Raw genomic sequence first — 24,593 nt, forward strand, 5'->3', positions numbered from 1 at the left:
GCTTTCAGCATTTCGGGCACCCCACTTTCGTGAGGGGGCGGATCTCCACGGCCGCTTACCGGGACATTTCACACCTGCACCAGTCCCCGGCGGATCGCTTCGGCGGTGGCTTGGGCACGATCGTTGACTTTGAGCTTCATCAGAATGCGGCTGACATGCTGCTTCACCGTGTCTTCGCCAATGCCAAGGGTGGCGGCGATTTCTTTGTTGGCGTTGCCCCGGGTCACGAGGGTTAGGATCTCGCGTTCACGTGGTGTTATCTCCGGCTCCGCGAGGCGGTCCTTGAGCCGCTGGGCGATATCCTCAGGCAGGCTGCGTTCGCCTTTGGCCACGGTGCGGATGGCGGCGAGGAGATTGTCCCGAGAGGAAGATTTTTGCAAGTAACCGAGGGCTCCCGCCTTGAGCGCCGCCTGGATTTCATCGTCGCGGGCAAAGGTGGAGAAGATGAGGACGCGGGCGTTCGCGTGATCGCGCAGCAGCGCTGCTGTGGCCTCGATGCCGCTGATGCCCGGCAGTTGCAGATCCATGAGGACGACGTCCGGCTTCTTTTTAGCAAACAGCGCCGAGGCCTCTTCACCGCGATCGGTTTCACCCACGACCTTGAAGTCGTCCTCAAGCTCCAGCGAGGCCACGAGGCCGCTGCGGACGACGAAGTGGTCGTCGACAAGCAAGAGTGAGATGGGTGCGGCGGACACGGTGGTGTGGGTCAAATGGTCAAGGTCTAAAGCGGGAGGCGAACGGTGACGATGGTGCCTTGTTTGGGCTGGCTTTGCCAATCAACGTTCGCGTTAATTTTGCGGCAGCGCTCGCGGATGCCCATGCAGCCGAAGTGGCCGGGCTGGCCGGTGGTCACGGCGCTGGCGGTGAGGCCCCGGCCATTGTCGGCGATGCTCAGCGTGAGCATGTCAGCAGTGGAGGAAAGATGAAGCGTAATCTCCGTGGCCTGCGCGTGCTTGAGCGCATTGGTGATGGCTTCCTGGGCGATCATGCGCAGGTGATGGGACACGGGTCCGGTGATGGGCGGAATGGGATGCAGGTCGAGTTTTAATGCCGGTGCATTCGGCGGCATGCGCGTTTGGATTTCCCGCAGCGCGCTGAAGAGATCATGCAGTTGGGCGGTGTCGCGCAGATCGGCCACGAGATTGCGCGCTTCGCTTTGAATGCGGGAGACAAGGCTTCGGGAGGTTTCGATGAGCGTGCGGGCTTTATCCTCAAGCGGTCGCGTTGTGGCGGCATCCAGTCGCAGAGAGAGACCCGTGAGCTCCTGCTCCAGCGTGTCATGAAACTCACGTGCGATGCGCTGGCGTTCATCCAGCGTGGCCTGCTGTACGATGCGGCTGCTCAGGACTCCGATCTGCCGCCGTTGCGCGGCGATCCAAATGAAGGCCAGCAGGACAAGGCCTGCCAGAATGCTGCTGGCGATGACAAGGCGACCCGCCGTCCAAAACGGGGCTGAATGGACCACTTGAATGTCATCTGCCGAACGCAGCAGGAGTGAAGCGCGCTCGGCCTGAGAGCGAAACCCTTTGTCCGTCGATGACTCGACGAGGCAGATGCCGGTAAGCTCCACGGACGTGCCGATTTCGAGCTCGGGTGCGCTGGATTGTAGCAGAAAGGCTCGCAGCGGCGTGCCGTTGGAAGTGAGGCGAAGCTCGAAGCCGTCTGCGCTGCGAAAGAAATCATTGAGCACTGCTGGCGTGGTCAGGTGAACGAGATCGGCATCATGCGAGCCATCTTGGAATTCTTTGAGCGAAACAACCGCCGGGGCAGGTGACGTATCCGGCTCTGTGGCAAGCACGAGTGCATCTGCCAGCGAGGCGCTGAATCCGGCCATGATGGGAAAGCCGGTGATCTCAGCACGATGCCCGGGCGTGAGATTGACTGCGGACATGAGGCGAATCGCGATTGAGGGCGATTGCGGCGGCTTGGGTTGTGCATCCTTGGGCGTTTCACGCGGTGGGGGCGGAGGAGTGGCATCGCGCAAAAAGACACGGCCATCGGAAAAGGCCGCCAGCACGGTGCCGCGAATGCGGGCGCGGTGGTGGGGCTCGTCGGCAGCACCGAACTGCAGCAAAGTGACCACGGAGGTGATGGGCAAGGCATCGAGAGGCAGCGCGGCTTTGGTAATCACCACATAATTCCAATCCGTGACGCGGATGTAGGGAAAGACGAGCTGGCGGCGGTCATTGATGCCGCCGGCTGCGAGGGCAGTGATGCGGAGGCGGGCATCGATAAGCGACGGAGCCGTTTCCAGCGGCGCATCCACGCGCACCTCCAGGACGCGACTGCCAATGGCAAGGCGCAGCAGTGAGCGTTTTTCATCCAGCGGCGTCAGAGTGCGGCCAAGGCCTTCAACGATCACACGCTGGTAATGGAAACGTCCTGTGGCCAGATCATCATAGCTGGCGGGGGCCGCAGAAGGAGGGGCCCCATGACCGAGGATTTGCAACTGAGCCACATCGACCCCGGGAAAATAAAGGCCGGCGGTGGTGGTGCCTTGAATGCGCACATGGTCGCCCACACGCAGATCATTGCGCGTGGGCTTGAAGTGCAGGTGCGTGCCTGCGGTGTCGTCCTGTACAAAAGCGGTGCCGCCGCTTTCCACAAAACCGATCGTGGCAGTGAGATCGACCGGGAGTTTTTCCAAACTGCGCTCATACGGCAGCATGCGGATGTCGATGGCGCGGGAGAGGGGAGCGCCTGCGGCGAATGACGAAAGTGAGATGACGAATGCTGAAAGCAGCACGACGCGCCAAATGAAAGATGCGGAGCCGCGAGGTCCGTCATTCGTTATTTTGCATGCTTCATTCCTCATTTCAGTCATCCGTAGGATCCACACCTCGCTGCAGTTTGCGCACGAGATCCTTCACGACGTGGGCGCTGCGCATGTCTTTGAACTGCACTTCGATGCCGGCATTGGCGGCGGTGGAGAAGTCGATGGTGCCGAGACCGAGCAGGCCCTTGAGGCCGGCTTCATAGACGTCGATGCTGCGGATGTCGCAGATGCGCGCTTCTTTGGAACTGCGGCCGATGATTCCCCAGATCAGCTCCACACGTTCGCGTGTGACGATGTAGTCGTGCGAATAACGCGCGATGCCGACCGCGATGAGCGTGGATGAGGCGCAAAGCAGGGCGATGATGCCGTATTCGAGCTGGATCACGCACAGCAGTCCGCCGGCCACAGTGAGCAGCAGGCAGAGGATCAGCGCCTTGGTGTAGCCCAGCCAGGATGGATGCGCATGATGCAGGATGATTTCACCACTGGGAGAGTAGTCGAAATCTTCATCCTTGTCTTCCTCGGGGGTTGCTTCGTCGGCTGCCTCCTCCTCTTCTTCTTCCATCTCGGCCTCCGGTTCATCCGGAAGTTCCGTGTCAGGACTGATCTCGCGATACATGGGGCGCGCGATCCGCGCCTGGCCGCTGCTGGCACTGGGGCGGCGCATGCCGCTGACCAGTTCCCCCACGGTATGCATATGGCCGGTGTCCTCATCCATGCACATCTCACCCCGGGCGAGGGAGCCGCAGGCCACGAGCGTGTACAGATCCTCCTTGGACAGCGGGTCGCTGAAAGCCGGGTGCTGCGGGAGTGTGTAGCGGGCGGACATTGGGAAAGCCTGTTCGCGGCCACAAAAGCACAGGCGGACTGCCCGTGTCACGTCCAATCACTCAGCCTCGGGCACGGGCGGTAGCAAATCTTCGCGTTTCATCAGGTCCGCGACCTTGAGCAGCAGCAGTTCGCCTTTGGGCGTCTGGATGATTTCACCGAGGAACGGCGTGAGGCGGTCCATCTCCGCGACGGCGGAATGCACGAGGCTGGCAATGATGCGCGCATCGTGGCGGTTCGGCGGAAAAACATTCGTGACGCGGAACATCACCTGACCGCTCTCCCATTCGAGCTCGAAGTTGCCGAGGTTCAGATCCTTGTTCGTGCGCATGAGCAGCTCGCACACCGGCAGGCGGTGGGAGGGTGGTACCTGCAGAGTGGAGTTCGAGACGACAGTGATGATGTGCGTCTCGCCAAAAACCTGCACATGCAGAGGGATCTTGGTGTGATGCGCTTCAAAATCAGCCTCGATGACGGAATGCTCGGGCACTTCTCGGTAGAGCCAGCCCATTTCCTTGAAGGTGTTCAGGGCGGTGGCGTAAAGGGCGGACATGCTGCTAGATGGGAATCTGAAATTTTGAAATCTTAGATGGTCGGGGCGGCCAGATTCGAACTGACGACTTCTTGCTCTCAAAGCATCTGGTTTAAAACTTTAGATTATTGGACGTAAATTGGTTAGGTGGAAGTTATGCTAACGTCGGCATTCCCGATAAAACACCTAGGTGTGTTAGGCGATGGAAATTTCGATGTTGGCAACGGCTGAAAAATGGTTTCGAAAGAGGTTTTTGGAGGCGCATAATCGGGCGACTTCAGCCTCTGGCAACTTAAACCATTCTAGCCGGTGATGGTACGGCTCGAAGTGGCGATGCAGTAGTTTTTCAATTTTCCCCACAAGGCCCCAAGGGCTGTATTTCCATGTCTTGAGGGCCTCAATCGGATGGGGATTGGAGGTTCGAAGGTCTTCGCTCCTGCGTTCCAGGTTTTGCGTGATGCCGATTTTATGAGCACTAGCAAAAAAAGAGCCGCGGTCCCTTGATGGGCCACGGCTCCGTTGTTTTTACTTCTTCTTGGTGATCGTTTCAACCACGTGGGTCTTGGGCTTCTGCGTTGCGACTTTCACGGTAGTGAAGCGTCCGGTGCCGGCGTTACGGCCGATCTTGCTTTTCGACATTTTCTCACCTCCTTTCGTTGATTAAAGTCAATGGGGGTTAAACTCCGATGCGAGCGTTAATCCACTCGAGTTCAGTTTGTGTGAACCCTTGTGTTCCGCCGGGTGTTGCCACCTTGAGGACGACTAGCTTGTCATTTGAATCAAGATGCTGGCCGATGGAGTCCCTAAGTCTGTCGCCTGCCGTGGTTGTGTAAACAAACCAAGTGGATTCCAAAGGATGGAGCCATTCGCCAGAATCCTTGATCGCCTTGTAAAGGGCGGGGTAATTCTGACCTTGTTTTTTAAGGTCATAACTGACTACGTAAAGCGTTTTCATCTGCGGTGTTTATATGAACACGGGGCCTGGCTCCCGTAGATTGTTGCATGTTTAATGTTGCAACCGGACCGCTCACGCTGTTAAAAACGAATTGTGTTCCCACACGAAATCGCTACCCGGCGAATGTCTCCTCACCGAGCACGCCAGTAAGTGACCTTCTAGGCCCGTAGTTACAGCAGAGAATTGCAGTTCTCTGCTGGTGGCTGCGGGCCTTCTTGCAGGGTGATCCTGCTCCCATATGTAGTAGGGGACAAGAATTTTTTTCAACCTATAGTAGCAACAGGTGGGCAAATCGCGTTTCACGCAGCATTATCAAGGGTTCCACGACGAAAAAAAATTCGTGGCGTTAAAAAGCCAGAATTGCTCTTCATTTTTGAGAATCTCTGCAATTCAAATCTAGATAACTCATTTTCAACAAGTGTCGAAAGGGCACTTTGTGAATATATATTTATGTTAGAATCGGCAATCTTTTTGACACCTCCTCTCGATTGTGTCCCTCGCTGCTCGCAAAAATAAAGCTCTCACGCTCCGCGAGCAGTGGCTGTGTACTCTGCTTTGGCGGCCAAACTCGAGTGTGCTGGCGCGGGAGGGTGTTTCGCAGGAAAGTCAGGAACTCGGTGGAATCGTGGTGCGGAAGCACTGCAAGTTCTACGTGCTGCGGGAGCTGCTCGCGGTGGCTCCTGGCATCGGCGCGGTGTTTTCACTCGATGGTCGGAGCGGTGAGACCTGGCGGCTCGATAAGATTCGCGGGCGCTCCCCGAATGATGTCGAGTGGATCTTTGAATGCGTTGAGGAGTATCGGTGATGGCCTCCGCGAAATCCCGTGTGCCGAGAGATTTCCGCACTTGGGCGACACCAAGCATCGGCGTCCAGCGGAGCCAGAAGGTCTGTTTCTGTCGATAGATGTCTTTGGGGACCTTTTGTATGCTACTCACGGTATGCTCATAGGCACGGAAATAGCAATCAAAAACCGACTCGGAGTCGGTGCCACACTAGGTCTGTGTGGTCGGGGCGGCCAGATTCGAACTGACGACTTCTTGCTCCCAAAGCAAGCGCTCTACCAGGCTGAGCTACGCCCCGAAGGTTGTTTCCCTTATTCGAAACCGAACGAGGGGTCGCGATAGTGCCGCAGGATGGAACAGACGCAAGAGGAATGTCGAATGAATCATCTTCTTGAGGCCTTTAGTGACATGGTTCCGCTGAAATTGCCTCTGAGTTCGCGCTCCCACCACTCCCCGGAGACGTTCCGCACCTCCGGGCTGGTGAAATGGTAGCGGTAGAGTCTGGCGCGGATGTGGGTGATTTTTTCGATGGGGAAGGGCGGGTGCTCCAGCAGATCCCACACCGGCTGCTTGTGCTGGAGCAGGGCGGTGCAGAACTGGCCGAACCAGTGCATGGGGGAGTTTGGGTTTGCATCCCGCTGCGGATCATAGCCGGGATACAGCGCGGCGAACCACATCTGCCAGTCCAGCCGTGGCTGATGCGGGGCGATGAATGGCGGGCGGCGCTTGGGATCGCCGGGCTTGTACTTAAACTCCAGCGGCAGGAAGAGCGCGCCGTCGTCGCTGACTTCGAGAATGATCTCGGGCCGTTCCTCGGTCATGTCTTGAAACAGGCCATAGGCATTGAATGAGCGCGTGTGGGCAATGGGTTCATCGAGCTTCTCATGCAGCACGGCCGGGAGCATCGGCTTGAAGTGGGGGATACGACCGGCCAGAAAGGAATCGGCGGCCAGCAGGGTGACGAGCATTACAGGAAGCACCGCAGCCAGCGCAGGCCATTGCGTCCAGCGGGCAAAAGACGGGCGCGGGGCTTCGGGATCGATGCGCAGCCAGTGGCGCAGGCGCTTGGGAAACCAGCGGTCATCCACGAGCGTGATGGCGAGTGCAGCAGTCAGCAGGTCGAAGAAATTGTAGTTCCCCGTGGCGGAGATCATGGCCATCAGGATGAGGAAACCCAGCGCTGCCGTCAGACGTCCCCAGCGGCCAAGGAAAATCGCAAACGGCAGACTCAGCTCAATGCCATACATAATCCAGCAGCTCGCCACATGAAACCAGCGTGGCGCATGGTGCGCGAACCAGGACAAGCCATTCGGCAGCGGCTGCGTCTCATAGTGGTAAAGCAGCGCCGTCATGTCCTGCCACGGCAGGTCACCACCGCCGATCTTCACATAACCAGAGAGAAACATCAGGCGGAAGAGCAGCCAGTGCAGGAGAAAGACTGAGCCGCGTGGCGGTTCCGTCGGTCTGCGCCACGACCGCAAACGCCACGGGGCGAGGAACAGCGCGAGAAAGCCAGCCTCCAGCAGCAGCGCATCCCACTGGTAACCCATGAAGATGCCTCCCGTGGTGGCGAAGGAGAGATACCCAAACCACAGCAGCGCCAGCAGCGGCCCCTGCGCCACTCCAGCCATCACGAGCACGGCCAGCACGCAGCAGCTCATCAGGCAGCCATGCGCAAAGGCGTCGCTGTAGTGCCAGTGAAACACACTGGGCAACTGCCAGAACAGCGTCTGGTGCTCGCGGTCTTCAAAGGCATGCACGTTTTCGAGCAGGTTCTTCGCCGGCAGGATGCCGTTTTCACCGACTAGCCCGTCATACTGTGTGCCCCAGGAAAGGAAGGCGATGAGGTAGATGCCTGCGAGCAGGCGCGGAAAAAGCCAGCGGACGACGGCGTAACGTCCGCGATGGGATTCGAGCCAGGGGAGGGGATTCACAAATGGCCTTGCATTCAATGAGTGGTTTTCACAAGAAGGGTATGGCAAGTGGGCTTGCCTGTCTTCTTATCAACCCTGACTTGCATTCCAAATGGTTGCGAAGTCTTTCGCAGGCTGCGCCAGTTTGGATAATAGAAATCACACAACCAACAGTGCTGTTGCTCTGAGATCTCGCGAGGCGAGTACAAAAGTCGTTCTTTGCCGATTCTCTTGCGAATGAAAGCCTTCGCGAGATCAGCAGCATTTTCAGAACTGATGGCGCTCGTGTTCATGCATAAAATAGGATTATACGGTAACCGCCATCCGCGGATTCACATCCAGCACCTGCTTCAAATCTGCATCACTCATCCCCAGTTCTGCGAACGCATTCGCCTTGATCCTCGGCACCGTGACGGTGCTGCCGACAAAATGCGTGCCATCTGGCGAGCGGGCGACGAGGTCTTCGCCGATGAGGATGTCCCACCCGGCGAGGGTATAGCGACCGGGGCCGAGGCGGGCGGCGGAGATGGCATCGGTGACGAAGATGGTGCGCTCCAAGCCGATGCCGGCGAGCCAGTTTTTCAGAACGAAGAAGGGCACGTGCACGCCGTCCGGGATGAAGCAGAGCCAGAGGCGGTCATGCAGGCTGAGGGCGCGCTGGATGATGTTGTCATGGCGGTGCATCTGGATGGGGCAGCCGTTGCCCAGGTGGGTGAACATCGTCAGACCGGCATCGCAGGCGGCGCTGAGCTGATCGAGCGAGGGATCGCAATGACCTGCGGAAATAGTAACCCCTTGGGAGGCCAGGAAGGCGGTGGTCTTGCTGCCTTCGTCGTGCTCGGGGGCAAGGGTCACGAGCCTGGCCAGTCCCCCGGCGGCGGCGAGGAGGCGCTTGGCGTCGTCCACATTCGCGGGCTTCACGGCCTGCGGCGGGTGGGCTCCCACGTAGCCTTTGATGGGATTGATAAACGGCCCTTCAATATGGATGCCGGTGATGATGCGGCGGGCCAGTTCGTCCTTTTCCCGCAATTCGACCAGTTTGCCGATGCGGCGCTCCAGCGTGGGGATTTCATCCGTGATGAAGGTGGCCAGGATGGCAGCGCACCCGTCCTCCGCGAGGGCCTCACAGGCGTGGTGGAGGGATTCGGCGGTGAGGTTGTCGCCGTTGAAGTCGGTGCCGGCGTAGCCATTGACCTGAAGATCGAAAGGATTCATGCAGGCATTGGAGCGGGTTCGGGAAGGGGAATCAAGGCTGGGAGGTGATGGGTTTTGGTATGAATGTCACTTGGGAAGGCCATCAGGAGATCGGGAAGGGGATGGAATTTGATGCCATAGAGGAGGGGGCTTTTTGGTCATTTATACGAGGCTTGCCCCTCCTTTGACCGCCCTAGAATCTTCCCCGCTTGACCTCCGTCCATCCATCCAGTTTATTTCCAGTGTTTACAAGCTATCAGTCTCGGCATAAAACATGCTAGGTATTTCACGTCTCTCCCGAACTGGCGTGTGGTGCCAGTCTTTACCAATACTCTTTCTGATTTTCGGCCCATGATAGATCTTATCTCCAAAGGCGGACCGCTCGTATGGCTCCTCATAGGGTGCCTGTGCTTCGCTGGAGCTATTTTTATCGAGCGTCTGGCCTACTTTCACCGGGCGAGCATGAACGTTGGTGAATTCCTGGCCGGACTGGCCAGCCTGATCCGCCGTAAAAACTTCGCTGAGGCCCTGCAGGAATGCGTGGCCACGCGGGTGCCTGCCGGGCGCGTGATCCACGCGGCACTGCTGCGTCACCATGCCCCACGCGAGCAGCTCAAGGAAATTGTGCAGGAGGCGGGTCAGCTTGAAGTCCCCCGGCTGGAGCGCTTTCTCGGCATTCTGAACGCCATCGCACACGCGGCCCCGCTCATCGGCTTGCTGGGCACCGTGATCGGCCTGCTGGACAGCTTTACCAGTCTTTCCTCCGCCAACGGTGTCGCGACGCAGGCGGACGTGGCTCGCGGTGTGTATCAGAGCCTCATCACTTCGGCGCTCGGTCTGGTCGTGGCGATCCCTGCCTATCTCTCCTTTGCCTTTCTCAGCGCCCGCGCCCGCTCACTGATGCATGATCTGGAGCGCGCAGGCATCGAAATCGTGAATCTCATCGAAGACGCCAACAGCACTGACAACATTGTAGAATTCCGCCCGGCGGAAGCCGCGCCGCCGATGACGAAATCGCGTGGCCGCGGGATGAAAGGATAAGCGCCCTCAGCGCATTTTCGGCTGGCCCAACCACTTCGCGCCTCCGATACTGCGCCTACCGCCGTATCAACCATGAAGCTCGAGAGTCATCTGCCCAAGCAAAGCCCCTGGCTGTACACGGTGCCGTTGCTGAACACGATCCTGCTGCTGCTGGTGTATTTCCTCCTCACCAGCAATTTTGTGGTGCAGTCCGGCATCAAGGTGGAGCAGCCGCAGTCGAACTCGCGGCTGACGGGTTTTGATCGCGCCCACATCATCACCGTTCCTGCCGGACTGGAGAATGCGCTGTATTTTGACGGGGTGCGTATCACCACGGGCGAACTGCGGGAAAAGCTCAAGGCAAACCGCGAAGGCGAACGCCGCGCCATCATCCACGCCGCCAAACAGGCGCAGCATGGCCGCGTGATCGAGATCGGCAACATCGCCCTCGAGCTCGGTTACGAAGTCGCGTATTCCACCGTTCCACCGAAGGCGTAAAACGCCGCAGACCACGATGACCACGAAATCGCATCCGAACACACCCGGGCTGATCTTTGCCTGGGGGGTGCGCGATCATTCGATGTGGCGCCTGGTCGGGGCGCTGGTGGTGTTAATGGCCGCGATGTCCGGTTTCTTCTTCATCTTCCGCATTGTTCATCCGGTGACTCAGCGGCTGCCGGTCACGCCGCAGCATGTGATCTCCCTGGATCCCAACAATCCAGCCGAGTTGGCGCTCATCCACCGGGCGCAGGACCGCAGCTTTGCCCTTTTGAGCGAGTCTGACTCCGTGGCGTCGGTCGAAAGCCCGCTCCTGGCCTTTCACCCCTCCTTTGCCGGTCATGAGATCAAGCTGCGCGAACTCGAGCCCGCGACTGCTGCCATCCACCAGCCGCGTCTGTTCACTGCTGCTGCGGATGTGCTGCCGCCGGTGCCACGCCGTGCCGTCGATTCTGTGGCCGTGCCACCCGCCGCGAAGTTGCTTGCCATCATCAGTCCTTCTCTGGCAAAGCGCGGCCCGGCCAATGTGGAACTCAGCGGCATCAAGCTCACCCAGCCCACGCGGGTTCAGTTCCGAGTCGCCATTGGCACTGCCGGACAGATTGTCACGGCGCTGCCGCTGAGCAGTGTCGATGACGTTGAAATCATGCAGCAGCTTCAATCAGCGATTCGCACGCTTCGATTTACCCCTTCTGAGGTCAAGCGTGTCGAGTGGGGCGAAATCTCCTTCCGCTGGGAGGTGGCCGCTACGCCATGATTCCCATTCCGCTGGGTGGTTTGATCATTCTGTTCATGGCGGTCGGGGTCACGACGGTCTGCCTGCTGTGGTTTCACAGCTTTTGGCGCGATCGTAAACGCGAAGTCTATCGGCGGCGCATTGCCATCCAGTGTCGCATTTGCGGCACCGCCTATGCCTGCGAGGCCAAGCGCAAGATCGACGTCACCATCTGCCCCGTCTGCCATACGCCGAACGAGCGGAACAAGCTGCAGCAGATCTAAGCATCAATTTGTCTGCGCTGGCGAATGCAGGCTTGCTTTCCAGCCGGCAGATCGACGACACTTGAAGGTATAAATCTCCCTCTTGTGTCCTCACGCGCATCCCATTCCCCCACCGACGCCATGCTGCCCGCCGCCACTGCTCTGCAAGCGTCCCAACAAATCGAAACCATCATCGCTAGCGTGTCGCAGATCATTCTTGGCAAAGAGAATGTCGTGCGCCTCGCGGTGACCTGCCTGCTGGCACGCGGGCACCTGCTGTTTGAAGACCAGCCCGGCGTCGGCAAAACGATGCTGTCTCAGGCACTCGCGCAGGCGCTGGGTCTGGGGTTCCGCCGCGTGCAGTTTACCAGCGATCTCCTGCCTGCGGACATTCTCGGTGCTTCGGTGTATGATCGTGACACGGCGGCGTTTCATTTCCATCGCGGCCCGGTCTTCACTCAGGTGCTGCTGGCGGATGAGATCAACCGCGCCACCCCCAAGACCCAGTCAGCTTTGCTGGAAGCCATGGAGGAAGGCAAGATCACGGCGGATGGTTCCACGCATCCTTTGCCGGAACCGTTCTTTGTCATCGCCACGCAGAATCCCTCTTCGCAAATCGGCACCTTCATGCTGCCGGAATCGCAGATGGACCGCTTTCTCATGCGTCTCGCGCTTGGAGTTCCTGACCGCACCGCTGAGCGCGCGCTGCTGGAAGGCCAGGAGCGCCGTGAAATGCTGCGCGCGATGCAGCCAGCGATGACGTTCCTCGAACTGCAGCAGTTGCAAACTTGGACGCGTGCTGTGTACGCCTCGCCTGCATTGCTCGATTACCTGCAGGACCTGCTGGCCGCCAGCCGTGTGCAGGGGCACGGGCTCTCTCCACGTGCCGGGCTGTCAGTATTGGCTGCAGCTCGTGCATGGGCCTTGCTTAGTGGAAGGGCGATGGTGCTGCCGGAAGACATTCAGGCCGTTGCCGTCGTCGTCATGGGACATCGCCTCGAACATGCCGCCGATGGCATGACCGGGGTGGAACTCGCGCGGCAGTTGATCGCTGAAACCCCGGTGCCTTGATGCCATGAAAGTGCGCGTGCGCTGGAACCGACACACGCTGGCGCTGCTCGCCATCGTTGCGGGCATGTGGTATGCGGCGGAGGCGCAGTCTAATGGGGCGGCACATTTGATCGCGCTGCTCACTGCGACGATGGGCCTGCTCTCGTGGCTGCATGCGCGTGCGAATCTGCGTGGGATGAGTGTCCGGCTGATTGGTGCCAGGCCTGCGGCACAGGATGCTGAAAAGTGCATTCCTGTGGAGTTGCGTGCCACGGGGGCAGTTTCTCCATGTGGACTCGAAGTGTACGTCGTCGGTGCCACCACGCCCGTGTTTGTCGAACGTGTTCCGGCAGGTGGCGCGGTGGTCGTCGATCTGCCTCCGCCCTTGCACCATGCCAGCGGTGCCTTGCAACTGGTGGTGCGCAGTGTTTACCCGCTGGGCCTGTTCTCGGCGGAGTGCCTGGTTGAGACAAAGTGGGTGCGCCGCGTGCATCCCGAGCCTGCCGGTGATCTGCCGCTGCCTGCGCCAGACACCTCACGGCAGGGAGATGCCATCGCGGTATCCTCCTCCCGTGGGAATACGGGCGGCGGTGATGATTTTGCCGGTTTACGTGAGTGGCGTGCGGGAGATTCACCGCGCCATATCGACTGGCGTTCAGCGGCGCGCGGCGGCCCGCTGATGGTCAAATCATGGAGCAGCGGAGTTCAAGGCGTCGTGGTGCTCGACTGGAATTCACTGCAGCTCGATGCACCTGCCCGTGCGGCACAAATCGCACGCTGGATGGAAATCTGTGAAGACGAAGGAAAGCCATACGAACTCCGCATGCCCGGGCTCATTATTCGCGCGAGTCATGGGCCCTCCCATTTGCGGCGCTGCCTCGATGCGCTCTCCATGCAGTCGGGCACGGATGCCGGATCTGCCCTCTCGGATGAATTGCAGGCAGGCAAGGTGGACAACGTTCTAAGTTTGGAGCAGTCCACCTTTCTGCCCAAGCGACCGTTGCTGTTTCTGAGTCTCGCGTTGCTCCTCGCCATCCTGCCGCTGCGCGGTTATATCGCCACGCCTGGCTTGGTGGTGTGTGCTTTGTGCCTCATCTGGCGTGGGGTGCTGCGCATGGCGGTGCCGCATTTGCTTGTACGCATTGGTGTCATCATCGCAGGTGCCACCGCGGTGTATTTCAATTATGGCGAGCTGGGCGGCATGGAGCCCGGCATCGCGCTGCTGCTGGTGCTCGCCGGGGCCAAGATGCTGGAAAGCCGCACCCCGCGTGAGTTTCAGGTGCTGGCGCTCATCGGCTGGTTTCTCGCCTTCTGCGCAGTGCTGCTGGAAAACCACCTCGCCCGGTCTGTGTGGACTGTGGTGGTCGTCCTGTTCATCACCGCGTGCATGGTGCGCTTTCGGCGCAGCATTCCGGGGGCGCGTGAACCGCTGCGCGTGACCGGCATGCTGTTTGCCCAGGCGCTGCCATTGGCACTGCTGCTGTTCTTTGTGTTTCCGCGCGGGCTGCTGGATCTGGGTTCCGCGCTCGGGCGCAGCCGCTTTGGTGAAACAGGCATCGATAATATTCTCGATCCCGGCAACATCGCCAGGGTGGCCCAGAGTTCAGACGTGGCCTTCCGAGTGCGCTTTCCTGATGGTACACTGCCTTCAAACGAGACTCGCTACTGGCGCTGTCTCACGCTTTGGGACTGTGAAGGCATGCGCTGGACGCGAGGTGACCGTCTCAGCTTTGCACCCCAGCTGCCACGTCCGAAAAACGGCATGGATCTGCGTCAGATCATCGACCTGGAGGCGCATGGCAAACGCTGGCTGCCCGCGCTGGATCTGCCCATCATGGCCAAGCTGCGTGGTGAGCGGCTGTCTCCTGAATTCGATCAATCGCTCGTCTCTCCTTTCATGGTGCAGAATTCAGAGCGTTTCGAAGTGGTCTCGCGCTTTGAGCTGCCGCCATTTCGTGAACTGCCGGAGGATCACCGCGAAGCCGCGCTGCAACTGCCTCCAAACATCTCGCCCAAACTCAGGCAGCTCACCGATTACTGGGAATCAGTGACGCAAACGGATGAGCAGCTTGTGCAGATCGCGCTCAACTACGTCAGAACACAGGGTTTCAGCTACACGCTGGAGCCGGGAGAGTACAAGGGGCCGCAGGCGCTGGAAGACTTCTTTCTGAACCGCCGCATCGGATTCTGCGAGCACTTCAGCGCCAGCTTTGCCACACTCATGCGCATGGCTGGAGTGCCGTCACGCATCGTTGTCGGCTACCTCGGTGGCGAATACTCCGACCACAATGGTGGCTACCTCATCGTGAAACAAAGTGATGTGCATGCGTGGACGGAGGTGTGGCTGGAAAAATACGGCTGGTATCGCGTTGATCCCACCGGCGCACTCGCGCCTGATCGCGTAAACATCGACCTGCGGGCTTTCCTGGCCGGCGGTGCCGAGGAGGCTGAACGCCAGCGCCGCACCCTTTGGGGCCGTTCCTTGCAGCGCCTGCGGCTGTGGTGGGACAGCGTCAACTACGACTGGCAAAATCAAGTCATCGACTACAATCAGGAATCCCAGCGCGGCCTGCTGGAAAGTGTGGGTCTGCGCCAGAGCAAACTCGTGCTGCTCATCCCCAGTGTCGCATTCGTGGTGGTGGGTGTCTTGCTCGTCGCCTTATGGCTACGGCGTCCCGCCCGTCATGCCGACCCATGGATGCGGCTGTGGCAGCGTGCCTGCAGCCGTGTAGGCAAAGCCGGTGTGAAAACATGGATGCCCAATGAAGGTCCGCTGACCTTTGCCCGGCGCGTCGCAGAGGCACGCCCCGATCTCTCACCGCAGTTCGATCCCTTGGTCGCGATGTATGTGTCCGGCCGCTACGGTTCCTCACATGAGGTCCTGGATCAATTCAAAGCAGCCGTGCTGCGCTTCAAGCCCAAGCGGCTGACCCGCAGCTCAAAGTGATTTAAAGCAGGCAGTCTGCACATCTCCAGTCCTAGAGTACTTGCCGTCTCCTCCGCAGACCCAAGCCCAGCAAGCCGCCGAGCAGCAGCAGGGCGCGGCTTGGCTCTGGCACGATGGCGATGACTCCAGTGCTGCCGAACTGGCTCACATCCCAATACCAGCTGCTGTTGTAAATCGTGAGATCCGGCAGGTCGAGTGCGAAGCCCGCATTGTCAGCGCTGCCTCCCACTCGCATGCCGGTGCCTGAGTCATAGTAGGCCAGCGCAATGTTGGAGCCGGTCCAGTCCACCAGATCGAAGACGGCATGATAGGTGGGCGCGAAGCCTGTCCCCAAGGTGACATTGATGGATGAGGCCGCATCGAGAGACAGGGTGCCATTCACGATGATGCGGTCGTTGCCGCCATCCGTGGCGGTGCCGCTGACGCTGGTCAGGCGGTTGGTGATGGCATCAAAGGTGGCATTCAGGCCCGTGTCGCCACTCTTCAATTGCAGGGCCAGCGTGGCGGAGGCTCCGACGTTGAGATTGCCTCCGATGAGAACCGTGCCGATTTCCGTGCTCAGTCCTGCCGTGCCAGCGGTGATGGTGGCGGCATTGCCACCGGGTGCCAGTGTCGCATTTGTAGCGAGATTGACGGAGCCAGCGATTCTCCCAGTGCCACCGAGAGTCGCATTCACCTGCACCGTGTTGGTTCCCGTGGCGGAATCCGTGCCGGCATACGCATTGTTTACCAGCAGGCTGCCGGCGCTGACCGTGGTCTGGCCGGTGTAGGTGTTCACACCGCTAACGACGGTGGTGCCGCTGCCAGTTTGATTCACCACTCCTGAGCCGCTCACATTGTTGGTCACCGTCAGGAGATCACTGCGGTTGAAGGCCAGCACGGCGTTGTCGATGACATTCCCAGAACCCAACGTCCCTGAGGTGCCGCCATTGCCCACCTGCAGGGTGCCTGCGCTGATGGTGGTGGCTCCGGTGTAGGTGTTGGTGCCGAGGAGCGTGAGGGTGCCGCTGGTGGTCTTGGACACGGCACCGCCGCCGTTGATCTCGCTCACGTCTTTGAGCGTGCCGGAGGCGAGCTGGATGACGTCGATGACGTTTGTCGCATCGCCAATGCTGTGCCCGGTCATGTCCAGTGTGCCACCGGTGAGGTTGATGGTGCTGATGGTGTTGCTGGTGGTGGAACCTGCGCTGCCGCCTTCGGTGATATTAACGTTGGAAATGAGGGTGCCGCCGCTGATGTTGAGCGTGCCTGTGACCTTTCCAAAGGTGTTGGTATTCGCGTAAGTAGCCAAAACAAAGCTGCCACCAGCATTCACGGTGAAAGTGCCGCCGCCGATGTTGAGAGTGCCGCTGGCGGTGGGTGAGCCGACGACCGTGCCAGCATTGCCGCTCATGGTGCCGAGTTCGACGGAGTTGGCGGTGAAAGTGCCGGTGTCAAAACTCACGGTCCCGCTGGCCCCGCCTGCGCCGCTGCTGCTGCGTTTGCCGATGATGAGCGCACCCGCAGTGACGGTGGCATTGTGGCCGCGGAGGTCGAGGGTGCCGGTGGGTGATGCGCCGGTGACGGTGGCAAGTGAACTGCCAACGGTGATGTTGGTGGTGGCGCCGGTCTTCCCGCCGATGACGACGGTGCCTGCGCTGCCTGCAGTTTGAGAGAGGAACTGCACGGTGCCGACGCCTTTGGACACGCCGATGTTGAGCGCATTGGTGGAGATGACGTTGGTGCCAGTACCGAGGTACAGAATGCCGTTTCCAGCATTGAAGTCAGCGCTGTTGGAGATCTGCACGGTGTTGGCGGTGATGCTGTTGGCGGTGTTGGAGAGGTAGAGGGTGCTCTTGTTGTTCAGGCCGTGGGCCACGCGGAATTCATTGACGTTGGCGGTGAAGGAGCCGAGGCCGCTGAAGTCGGTGATGGTGGTGTTGGTGTTGCCCTGATTGTCAAACGGAGTGGCTGCGCCCGGGATGGCATTTGCGGCAGCCTGGGAGGTGACGGTCTGCAGCCCGGCCTCGAAGTGGGCGGTGGTGCTGCTGACGACGAGGGAGCCTGCGCCGGTGACGGTGGCCAAGGTGGTGGCCTTGACCGTGCCGCTGACTCCGGTGGAGAAGCCACCATTGACGGTAAGTGTCTGCCCGGCACCAATGGTGACGGTGCTGCTGAGATTGGCGTTGTTCGATGCGATCTGCAGGCTGGCGATGCGCTGGCTCGCGCTGCTGAGATCGAGGGTGCCGGTGAAAGCTCCCGAACCGACGACGACTGCGGTACCCGTAGGCAGGGTGTCGGTGGCGCCGATCTTCAGCGTGCCGGAGGTGATGAGGGTCGTGCCGCTGTAGGTGTTCGAGCCCGTGGCGGCGGTGAAAACGAGGGTGCCGTCTCCGGTTTTGTTGATGCCACCTGCACCAGTGACAGGTGCCGCCACGGTTGCGGTGACAGAGGTGTCCACGCGGAATTCAGTCGCTGCATTGGTGATTTGAATCTGGCCACCTGAGCTGGCCAGCGTGTAGTTCCGGGCAAACTGCAGCCCGTTGATCGCCACCGCATCCTGCACCTGCACGGTCCCACCTGCGGCACCGCCGAACACGGCGATCTTTTCCACAGAGGCGGACCAGCTGGTATTGTTGCTGCCGTCTGCCAGCGTCCAGTTGGTGCCTGCATTGGTCCACACGCCATCGCCGCCGTCCACGAGGTTGTCTGCCACGGTGTCGGTGCCGTCCCAGTACTGCGCGCTGATGGCGGTGGCGACGAGGTTGACGGCTTTGTTCACGGTATCAACGACGATGCTCGTATTGTATCCGGCGAGCATCTGGGCCACGAGGCCGTTGTCGGTAAGTGTCCCGGTGTAGCCGATGAGTTTGTAGGTTCCGGCGGTGAAGCCTGCGCCTGTTGTGACGCGGACGACGCCATCGAGGGTGATGAGGGAGCCATTGGCCTGAATGAGATCGCTGCTGGTGCCGAGATCAAACAGGAGCAAGCTGCTGTCATTGAGCACGAGATTGCCCCCGATGGTGAGGGTGCCGGTGCTCCCGGCGGTGAGGATATTGCCAATGCTGAGGGTGCCAAGATTCGCCACGGTGAGGCTGCCACCGAGCGTGCTTGAGGCGGCGAGGGTGGCGCCACCTGTGACGGTGATGGCGGTGTTGCCGAGCGAGCCGGTGACATTCAGCGTGCCTGCATTCACCGCGGTAGCACCTGTGTAGGAGCTGGCTGCTGAGAGGGTCCATGTGCCGGTGCCATTCTTGGTCAGGCCGGAGACGGTGGTGTCCATGGCTGCTGCAAGACTGCCGCTGCCCGCGCCGGTGAGAGTCAGACTGCGGGTGCCGCCGACGATGGCGGTGGTGCTGGTAAGAGCGAGGCTGCCGCTGTCTGATGAGATGGCGACATTGGCAGTGCCGAAGGTCAGTGCGCCGCCGTAGCTGTTGGTGCCGCTGACATTGACAAGCGCGCCATTCTGTCCGGTGGCACCGGTGCCGCTGAGGGTGAGAGCTTCGGCTCCTACGCTGATGTTGTTCTGCAGCTGAAGCGTGGCACCACTGGCGACGACGGTGCCTGCGTTGGCGGCAGAGGGGACGGTTTCATTGGTCACCACCGCACCCAGGGCGCTGCTGTTGCGGATGTTCAGGATGCCTGCATTGGCAAGGGTCTGGAGGAGGTACGTGTTGGCACCAGAGAGCGTCCAGGTGCCGGTGCCGGATTTGATGATCTGCATGTTCACTACGGTGGCGGTGTTACCCGTGGTGCCGCCGATCTGCCCTTGAATCTCGCCATTGCCGCTGCCGGTCAGGGTGAGATCGGAGAAGTTGGCGGCAGCGCTGACAGTGTTGCCCGTGGCAACGCGGACGCCGTTGGTGAAGGTGAGCGTTTGACCGGCCGTCATGGCATTGATGATGCCGCGCCCGGTGTTGCCGGCGGCGGCGTTGTTCATGACGATGAGGCGGTCTGTGGAGGTGGTGTTTCCTGCGTATTCAAAGGTGCCGACTGTGGTGCTGGCCTGGCCGAACATGAGCCTGCCGTTGCTGCCGACGGAGGAGTTGGTGCCGTTGTTGAAAATGGTGGTGGCCTGAAACGCACCGTCGGAGATGGAGACGTCTCCGACGAAGGAGTTGCTGTTGTTGTTGAGAAACACCCTGCCGCCATCGGTGCGCGACATGGTGCCGCTGCCGGTGACGAGGCCGTTGATGATGAAGCTGCCATTGCCGCGGTAGATGATGCCCGCATTCACGCTGCCGTTCAGGGTCAGCGCACCGCTGCCAATGTTATAAAAAGCGCCATTGCCGGTGATGGTGCGGTCCGTGGCGGCAGCCCCGCCGGCGTATTTCACGAACGTACCGGATCCCAAAGTCAGCGTGCTGCCAGCACCGATGGAGCTGTTCTGCCCCGCATTGGCGATGCTGTTGAAAATCAGCGTGCCCGAGGTGACCGTGGTGCCGCCGGTATAGCTGCTGTTGCCGTTGGTGAACTGCCAGACGCCGGTCTGCCCGTTGCCGGTGACGATGACACTGAGGCCGCCGGACAAGCCGTTTGAGATGATCCCGTTCATCAAGTTGCCGGTGGTGTCACCGCTGCGGTTGCCGGTGGAGCCGGTGAAATTGAGCGTGATCAGCCCGGTCGTGGCGCCGCCGCTGATGTTGCCGTTGATCGTCATCTTGTTGGGATTGAGGTCACCAGCGTTGTTGGTGGAGTTGTTGGTGAAGGTGTAGGAGGCCGTGCCAGTGGCGGTGGTCGGCTCGATGACCATGGGGGCATTCAGCGTGACCGTGGCGGTGTTGCCTGCGTTCATCGCTGTGGTGCCGCCATTGGTCAGCAGCAGTGTCTCTCCCGCATTGGCGCCCGCGCTGCCAATCGTGAAGGTGCTGCCTGCGGTGTTGGTAAAGGTGAGATTGCGGAGATTGCGTCCGGTGTCGATCGTGATCGTGGTCGCACCCAATGCGGTATTGAATGTGGCAGTGTCCGCATTCGTGGTGCCCGAGGTGGCTCCCGGAGCCGTGGTGGGGTTCCAGTTGGTGCCAGTGGACCAGAGCTGCGTGCCGGTTCCGCCGGTCCAGCTGGCATCTGCGGCCACGCTGGCATGGGTCAGCAATAACACCGGGAATAGTGAAACGGCATGGAGGATGGAGCAAAAGGCACGACGACGAAGCGGCCTTTTGAGTAGCGAAGCACTCATGGTCTTTTTTTGGGGGGGGGCCTTTCGGAATTCGAAAAGCGAGGGTTGGGGGCTGTTGGATACCCCAGAAACACCACAAGTTCAAAATCAGAGTGCTCCACATGGAGCAAGTGGCGCAAAGCACCACAAGGAGCATGAAACAAAGCTTTAACGATGCGTATGAAATGCCCCGCCTGCAACGCAACGACTGGCTTCAGAAAATTTTGAGATGAATGGAAGTTAAGTGCTGTTTTCCTGAACAAAAGCTGCCAAGCATCCGGTGCATGAGCGAAATCAGAACTTACGACGGCTACTTCACCTTCAAGATCCTCTCCCGCGAGCAGGCAGACCATTTGGACGACCTCTTCGCCGAGAAGGGCATCGAAGTGGACCTGGCCCTGCAATCCCTTGAATTCTCATGGATGGGCCTGGAGCGCGACCATGTGATCTTGAAGCTGTTCATGGAAGTCGCCAAGACCCTCGGCGAGGCCGAAGGCGAACTGCGCTGCGAAGTCGACGATGACGCTGTCGATCCCCATTTCGAATTCTTCACCATCAAGGACGGCCAGCTTCTGCTGCAACGAGCCAAGGTGGTGCGCGAAAGCGAACTGATCCCGCAAATTTAGCATGAGCCGTCAGGTGAGGCTTTGACCGATCGAACGGTATCACAGTGCTCTTCGCTGATAAGCGGTGGTGTTGAGCAAGCGAGTAACGAATGGTGCGCGATGCAGGGTTCGAACCTGCGACCCTTGCCGTGTGAAGGCAATGCTCTACCACTGAGCTAATCGCGCGAAAATCGTGGGCGGAGTCTTTAAGCGGGCTTCGGCATTGGAGCAACCAGAAATTGCAGCGCCGTTTTGTAGTACCGGCTTTAGCCGGAATCAGGAAGCATTCCTGACTGTCTCAAAGCGGCTTACACCCGCCGCAAACGGAACTGCTGGAGGTATTTGAGCGGGGTCATGCCCATATGCCGGTGAAAGTGGTGGGTGAGGGCGCTTTGATCGCAGAAACCCAGGTCGCGGGCGACGTCGGAGATATTGGCCCCCTCGCGTTGCAGGGCTTCGCAGGCGGCCTGGATGCGCAGCTTCATGATGAAGGCCTGCGGGCTGGCGCCGAAGGTCTCCACAAATTTCCGGTGCAGCTGGCGCGGCGAAAGGTGGACGATCTGAGCGAGTTCGGTGATGGAGACACCCGTGCGGAAGTGGTCGCGGATGTAGGCGAGGGCGCGGTCGATCTGCAGGTAGGGCTGCAGCATCTGCTTCTTGCCTTCAAAACTCTGCACGCTGCCCATGATGCCGATGACGCGCCCTTTGGCATCGGTCAGTGGCAGCTTGTTCGTGACGAACCAGTCCGGCAGCCCCTGATCGGTGAAGAAGAGCTCCACGATGTTGAGCGCAGCTTTGCCGGTGCGCAGCACTTCCTCGTCATCCCGACGGAAGTTTTCCGCGAGGCGGGCAGGGAAGAGGTCAAAGTCGTTTTTGCCTACGATGCCGGCTTCTTCGGTGATGCCAAAGCGGTCCATGAACCGGCGGCTCGCGCACATGAACCGGAAGTCGCTGTCCTTCGCAAAGAAGGCGAGGTCCGGCAGGTGATCGAACAGCCGGTAAAAAGGACTGTCCGCACTGACACGACGGATGAAACGTTCGCGCAGTGCGGCAGGAGATTCGGGGCGTGGCGGTGGGCTGCTCACGCGGGAGTGTTAGCCACTTCGATCAGAAGCGCAAACGCAGTCCGGCTTAGGTGCCGGTGCTCATGAGGGGGCTGGGGACCTCGAAGAGAGGTGAATGACAAAGAAGTTTGCGGTGTCGGCCGGCAAGCAGAGGTGGAAAGAAAAAGGCCCTATGAGTTGTGTGAAACTCATAGGGCCTATTGAAGGCTTAAACGGTTGGAAAGAGGTTTTTAGAAGCGAATGCGAAAACCGCCGTAGGCACCGGTGCGCATGGCGGGGTAGCCCAGGACTTCGGAATATTTTTCCCCGAGGAGGTTTTCGACGCGGGCGAAGAGCTCGACGTTGGGAGTGAGCTGATAGCTGGCGGTGAGGCGGAGGCGGAGGTAATCTTCCACATTGGCCTGGGCGGCACCGAAGCCGTCTTCGCGGTCGATGAGGTAAATGGCACCGATGCCGATGCGGAATTTTTCGACCGGTTTGACCCAGACATCGCCGGAGACCGTGTGACGGGGACGACGGACGAGACGAACGCCGGCGGTCAGGTCATTGGCATCAAGGTAGGTGTACTGGGCGGTGAAGCCGTAGCGGGTGCTGGGCTGATAGCTGAAGGCTGCCTCAAGGCCAGAGGTGCGGGCGTTGTTGATCTGCTGCAGGGGGCCGAAGGGCGGGAGGTAAACGATGAGGTTCTCGATGCTGTTGCGGAAGTAGGTGAGGCTGACGCTGCCTTTCTTGTTGGCGAAGGGCTGCTCGATACCGAATTCCAGGCCCTTGCTTTTTTCAGGCTTGAGGAAGGTGGGATCACCGAAGAGGGCGGCTTCGCGGTTCTGGGGGCTGGCAGGGGCGAAGGCGGTGCCGTAGTTGGCGTGGAGGATGGTCTGTGTCCAAGGCACGAGCCAGCTGGTGCCCACGCGCCAGGTGGTGGCGTCCTGGAAGTCTGAGTAGGAGTCGTGACGGATGCCGGTGTTGATGTTCCAGCCGGTGAGGATTTCGGCCTGAGACTGGAGATAAAGCGCCCAGTTGGTCTCGGCCTGATCCACGTCATAGCTTTTGCCGCCGGGATTGAAGAGGCCGGGGGTGTCATCGTTGTAGCGGGAGTAGCCGATGTCCTGGAGCCACGCACCTGCGGTGATGCTCCACTTGTCGGTGGCCTTGAAGACGCTTTGGTATTCGAAAAAGTGATTGCGGGAGGTGATGCGGTTGTTGCCGCCGCCAAAGTTGAAGTTGGTGGAGGCCTGGCGGAAGTTTCCGAATTGGTACGTGAGTGTCTGCGTCCAGCGGTCGTTGGTTTCCCAGACGATGCGGGGGGATATGCTCCAGTATTCGCTGAGGACATGGGCATCGGGATCATTGGCACCGAAACCCGTGGCGGCGCCGGGGGCACCTACGTCTGCATTGTAGTAGCGGAGGTCGAGATCAAAGCGCAGAGTGTCAGCAAGCTGGGCACCGAACTTGGCGGCGACGTTGCTGAGCTGGAACTGGCTGTTGATGCGGTAGCCTTGGGTGTCTTGACGGCTGAGTTCAAGGCTCCAGTCGTAGATGCCTGCGGCACCACGGGTGCCGAGGCTCTCGCGGAAGCTGCCGTAGCTGCCCGCCTCAAAGGAAAGGCTGGTCTCTGGCTTTTTGAGGCCTTTGCCGCTGCGGGTGATGATGTTGATGACGCCGCCGAGGGTCTTGCCGCCATAGAGGCTGGCGGCTGGGCCGCGAAGGACTTCAATGCGCTCGACGTTGTCGAGCGTCATGGTCTCAATGTTGTAGAGGCCGGCAAGATTGGCAGGCACGGGGCGGCCATCGATGACGACGAGGGTTTGGTCGCTGTTGGTGCCGCGGAGGAAGATGCCATTGACTGAGCCGGGAGTGCCGCGGTCAGCGATCGTGAGGCCTGGGACCTGGCGGAGGGCATCTGGGACGAGCTTGTATTGCTGCTCTTCGATTCGCTGGCGGTCAATGACCGTCACGCTGCTGGCGGTACGCCAGCGTTCGGTTTCCGTCTTGGTGGCGGTGATAACGACCTCTGTGAGGGGCGTGGGAGCGGAGGCGCTCTCTTTGGCTTTTTCGTCCGGCTTTTGGGTCGGCGCGGCGCTTAGCAAGGAGAGGGGACTGAGGATCAGGGACAGGGACGCGAGCGTGAGGCTGCGTCCACGGGAGATGTGGATGAACATGGGTGTTTGGGTTTCATTGGTTCGATGAAATCATCCGCGCACCGCCACATGGCGGGTCGGATGAGCTTGTTCGCAGCGAGATGTTCGGACTCCGGGTTTGCGCGACGTTTGACCGCCGCTCCTCGCCTCCGCCTTCACCAAGGATTGCTCCCGAT

Annotated in this window: 19 protein-coding genes and 2 tRNA genes; 8 read left to right on the forward strand and 13 right to left on the reverse strand. The window is 60.0% G+C overall.

Annotation, left to right across the window (positions count from 1 at the left end):
- Positions 1-68: 68 nt before the first annotated feature.
- The 6 genes from WAW39_RS21800 to WAW39_RS21825 all read right to left on the reverse strand — a co-directional run bounded on the left by WAW39_RS21800 (position 69) and on the right by WAW39_RS21825 (position 5,091).
- Positions 69-695: a response regulator gene (locus WAW39_RS21800; protein ID WP_422321276.1), complete on the reverse strand. Its 627-nt coding sequence runs from the start codon at positions 693-695 to the stop codon at positions 69-71.
- A 26-nt stretch (positions 696-721) separates the two neighbouring features.
- The gene (locus tag WAW39_RS21805) at positions 722-2,746 is read right to left on the reverse strand and encodes a sensor histidine kinase (protein WP_422321277.1); all 2,025 of its coding nucleotides are present in this window, start codon (positions 2,744-2,746) and stop codon (positions 722-724) included.
- 70 nt (positions 2,747-2,816) lie between these two features.
- Complete coding sequence (locus WAW39_RS21810; protein ID WP_422321278.1) at positions 2,817-3,605, reverse strand: PH domain-containing protein; 789 nt, start codon at positions 3,603-3,605, stop codon at positions 2,817-2,819.
- 57 nt (positions 3,606-3,662) lie between these two features.
- Complete coding sequence (locus tag WAW39_RS21815; RefSeq protein ID WP_397386034.1) at positions 3,663-4,157, reverse strand: YbjN domain-containing protein; 495 nt, start codon at positions 4,155-4,157, stop codon at positions 3,663-3,665.
- A 174-nt stretch (positions 4,158-4,331) separates the two neighbouring features.
- Complete coding sequence (locus WAW39_RS21820; RefSeq protein ID WP_422321290.1) at positions 4,332-4,601, reverse strand: GIY-YIG nuclease family protein; 270 nt, start codon at positions 4,599-4,601, stop codon at positions 4,332-4,334.
- Positions 4,602-4,812: 211 nt separating this feature from the next.
- Positions 4,813-5,091, reverse strand: coding sequence for a hypothetical protein (locus tag WAW39_RS21825; protein ID WP_422321279.1), 279 nt, complete (start codon positions 5,089-5,091; stop codon positions 4,813-4,815).
- 490 nt (positions 5,092-5,581) lie between these two features.
- Between WAW39_RS21825 and WAW39_RS21830 the strand changes: the two genes are divergently transcribed.
- On the forward strand, positions 5,582-5,896 hold the full coding sequence (locus tag WAW39_RS21830) for a hypothetical protein (RefSeq protein WP_422321280.1): 315 nt from the start codon (positions 5,582-5,584) through the stop codon (positions 5,894-5,896).
- Between the two features lie 198 nt (positions 5,897-6,094).
- Here WAW39_RS21830 and WAW39_RS21835 read toward each other — a convergent pair.
- The 3 genes from WAW39_RS21835 to WAW39_RS21845 all read right to left on the reverse strand — a co-directional run bounded on the left by WAW39_RS21835 (position 6,095) and on the right by WAW39_RS21845 (position 9,001).
- A tRNA-Pro gene (locus WAW39_RS21835) sits at positions 6,095-6,171 on the reverse strand.
- A gap of 85 nt (positions 6,172-6,256) precedes the next feature.
- Positions 6,257-7,807 (reverse strand): lipase maturation factor family protein, encoded by a 1,551-nt coding sequence (locus tag WAW39_RS21840; protein ID WP_422321281.1) that lies wholly within the window; start codon positions 7,805-7,807, stop codon positions 6,257-6,259.
- Positions 7,808-8,092: 285 nt separating this feature from the next.
- Positions 8,093-9,001 carry an N-acetylglucosamine-6-phosphate deacetylase gene (locus WAW39_RS21845; RefSeq protein WP_422321282.1) on the reverse strand — a complete coding sequence of 303 codons (909 nt, stop codon included), beginning with the start codon at positions 8,999-9,001 and terminating at the stop codon, positions 8,093-8,095.
- A 330-nt stretch (positions 9,002-9,331) separates the two neighbouring features.
- Here WAW39_RS21845 and WAW39_RS21850 point away from each other — a divergent pair, with 330 nt between their 5' ends.
- The 6 genes from WAW39_RS21850 (at position 9,332) to WAW39_RS21875 (ending at position 15,473) form a co-directional block, all read left to right on the forward strand.
- A complete protein-coding gene (locus tag WAW39_RS21850) occupies positions 9,332-10,021 on the forward strand; it encodes a MotA/TolQ/ExbB proton channel family protein (RefSeq protein ID WP_294400131.1) in 690 nt (229 codons plus the stop codon).
- Between the two features lie 72 nt (positions 10,022-10,093).
- Positions 10,094-10,498 (forward strand): ExbD/TolR family protein, encoded by a 405-nt coding sequence (locus WAW39_RS21855; protein ID WP_395733576.1) that lies wholly within the window; start codon positions 10,094-10,096, stop codon positions 10,496-10,498.
- 16 nt (positions 10,499-10,514) lie between these two features.
- A complete protein-coding gene (locus WAW39_RS21860) occupies positions 10,515-11,255 on the forward strand; it encodes a hypothetical protein (protein ID WP_422321283.1) in 741 nt (246 codons plus the stop codon).
- Complete coding sequence (locus WAW39_RS21865) at positions 11,252-11,497, forward strand: hypothetical protein (protein WP_397385072.1); 246 nt, start codon at positions 11,252-11,254, stop codon at positions 11,495-11,497. Before WAW39_RS21860 ends, WAW39_RS21865 begins: the two co-directional genes overlap by 4 nt.
- A gap of 120 nt (positions 11,498-11,617) precedes the next feature.
- Positions 11,618-12,547, forward strand: coding sequence for an AAA family ATPase (locus tag WAW39_RS21870; protein ID WP_395733584.1), 930 nt, complete (start codon positions 11,618-11,620; stop codon positions 12,545-12,547).
- Between the two features lie 4 nt (positions 12,548-12,551).
- On the forward strand, positions 12,552-15,473 hold the full coding sequence (locus WAW39_RS21875) for a transglutaminaseTgpA domain-containing protein (protein WP_422321284.1): 2,922 nt from the start codon (positions 12,552-12,554) through the stop codon (positions 15,471-15,473).
- 31 nt (positions 15,474-15,504) lie between these two features.
- Here WAW39_RS21875 and WAW39_RS21880 read toward each other — a convergent pair whose 3' ends face one another.
- Entirely contained in the window at positions 15,505-20,631 is a 5,127-nt protein-coding gene (locus WAW39_RS21880; protein ID WP_422321285.1) for a beta strand repeat-containing protein, read from the reverse strand.
- 263 nt (positions 20,632-20,894) lie between these two features.
- On the opposite strand from WAW39_RS21880, the gene WAW39_RS21885 reads away from it, so the two are divergent.
- Positions 20,895-21,236: a hypothetical protein gene (locus WAW39_RS21885; protein WP_422321286.1), complete on the forward strand. Its 342-nt coding sequence runs from the start codon at positions 20,895-20,897 to the stop codon at positions 21,234-21,236.
- A 90-nt stretch (positions 21,237-21,326) separates the two neighbouring features.
- On the opposite strand, the gene WAW39_RS21890 is transcribed toward WAW39_RS21885, so the two are convergent.
- From WAW39_RS21890 to WAW39_RS21900, 3 genes are all read right to left on the reverse strand, one after another.
- A tRNA-Val gene (locus WAW39_RS21890) sits at positions 21,327-21,401 on the reverse strand.
- A gap of 122 nt (positions 21,402-21,523) precedes the next feature.
- Complete coding sequence (locus WAW39_RS21895) at positions 21,524-22,300, reverse strand: helix-turn-helix domain-containing protein (RefSeq protein ID WP_422321287.1); 777 nt, start codon at positions 22,298-22,300, stop codon at positions 21,524-21,526.
- A 209-nt stretch (positions 22,301-22,509) separates the two neighbouring features.
- Positions 22,510-24,438, reverse strand: coding sequence for a TonB-dependent receptor plug domain-containing protein (locus WAW39_RS21900; RefSeq protein ID WP_422321288.1), 1,929 nt, complete (start codon positions 24,436-24,438; stop codon positions 22,510-22,512).
- Between the last annotated feature and the right edge of the window lie 155 nt (positions 24,439-24,593).

Source organism: Prosthecobacter sp. (assembly GCF_049294395.1).
In the GTDB taxonomy this organism is placed as follows: Bacteria; Verrucomicrobiota; Verrucomicrobiia; order Verrucomicrobiales; family Verrucomicrobiaceae; genus Prosthecobacter.

Bases quoted from the DNA above. Each gene is read 5' to 3' on its own strand.
- WAW39_RS21855 (WP_395733576.1), top strand. From the start codon at position 10,094: ATGAAGCTCGAGAGTCATCTGCCCAAGCAAAGCCCCTGGCTGTACACG.
- WAW39_RS21885 (WP_422321286.1), top strand. From the start codon at position 20,895: ATGAGCGAAATCAGAACTTACGACGGCTACTTCACCTTCAAGATCCTC.
- WAW39_RS21825 (WP_422321279.1), bottom strand. From the start codon at position 5,091: ATGAAAACGCTTTACGTAGTCAGTTATGACCTTAAAAAACAAGGTCAG.
- WAW39_RS21900 (WP_422321288.1), bottom strand. From the start codon at position 24,438: ATGTTCATCCACATCTCCCGTGGACGCAGCCTCACGCTCGCGTCCCTG.
- WAW39_RS21815 (WP_397386034.1), bottom strand. From the start codon at position 4,157: ATGTCCGCCCTTTACGCCACCGCCCTGAACACCTTCAAGGAAATGGGC.
- WAW39_RS21860 (WP_422321283.1), top strand. From the start codon at position 10,515: ATGACCACGAAATCGCATCCGAACACACCCGGGCTGATCTTTGCCTGG.
- WAW39_RS21810 (WP_422321278.1), bottom strand. From the start codon at position 3,605: ATGTCCGCCCGCTACACACTCCCGCAGCACCCGGCTTTCAGCGACCCG.
- WAW39_RS21880 (WP_422321285.1), bottom strand. From the start codon at position 20,631: ATGAGTGCTTCGCTACTCAAAAGGCCGCTTCGTCGTCGTGCCTTTTGC.
- WAW39_RS21870 (WP_395733584.1), top strand. From the start codon at position 11,618: ATGCTGCCCGCCGCCACTGCTCTGCAAGCGTCCCAACAAATCGAAACC.
- WAW39_RS21875 (WP_422321284.1), top strand. From the start codon at position 12,552: ATGAAAGTGCGCGTGCGCTGGAACCGACACACGCTGGCGCTGCTCGCC.
- WAW39_RS21845 (WP_422321282.1), bottom strand. From the start codon at position 9,001: ATGAATCCTTTCGATCTTCAGGTCAATGGCTACGCCGGCACCGACTTC.
- WAW39_RS21850 (WP_294400131.1), top strand. From the start codon at position 9,332: ATGATAGATCTTATCTCCAAAGGCGGACCGCTCGTATGGCTCCTCATA.
- WAW39_RS21865 (WP_397385072.1), top strand. From the start codon at position 11,252: ATGATTCCCATTCCGCTGGGTGGTTTGATCATTCTGTTCATGGCGGTC.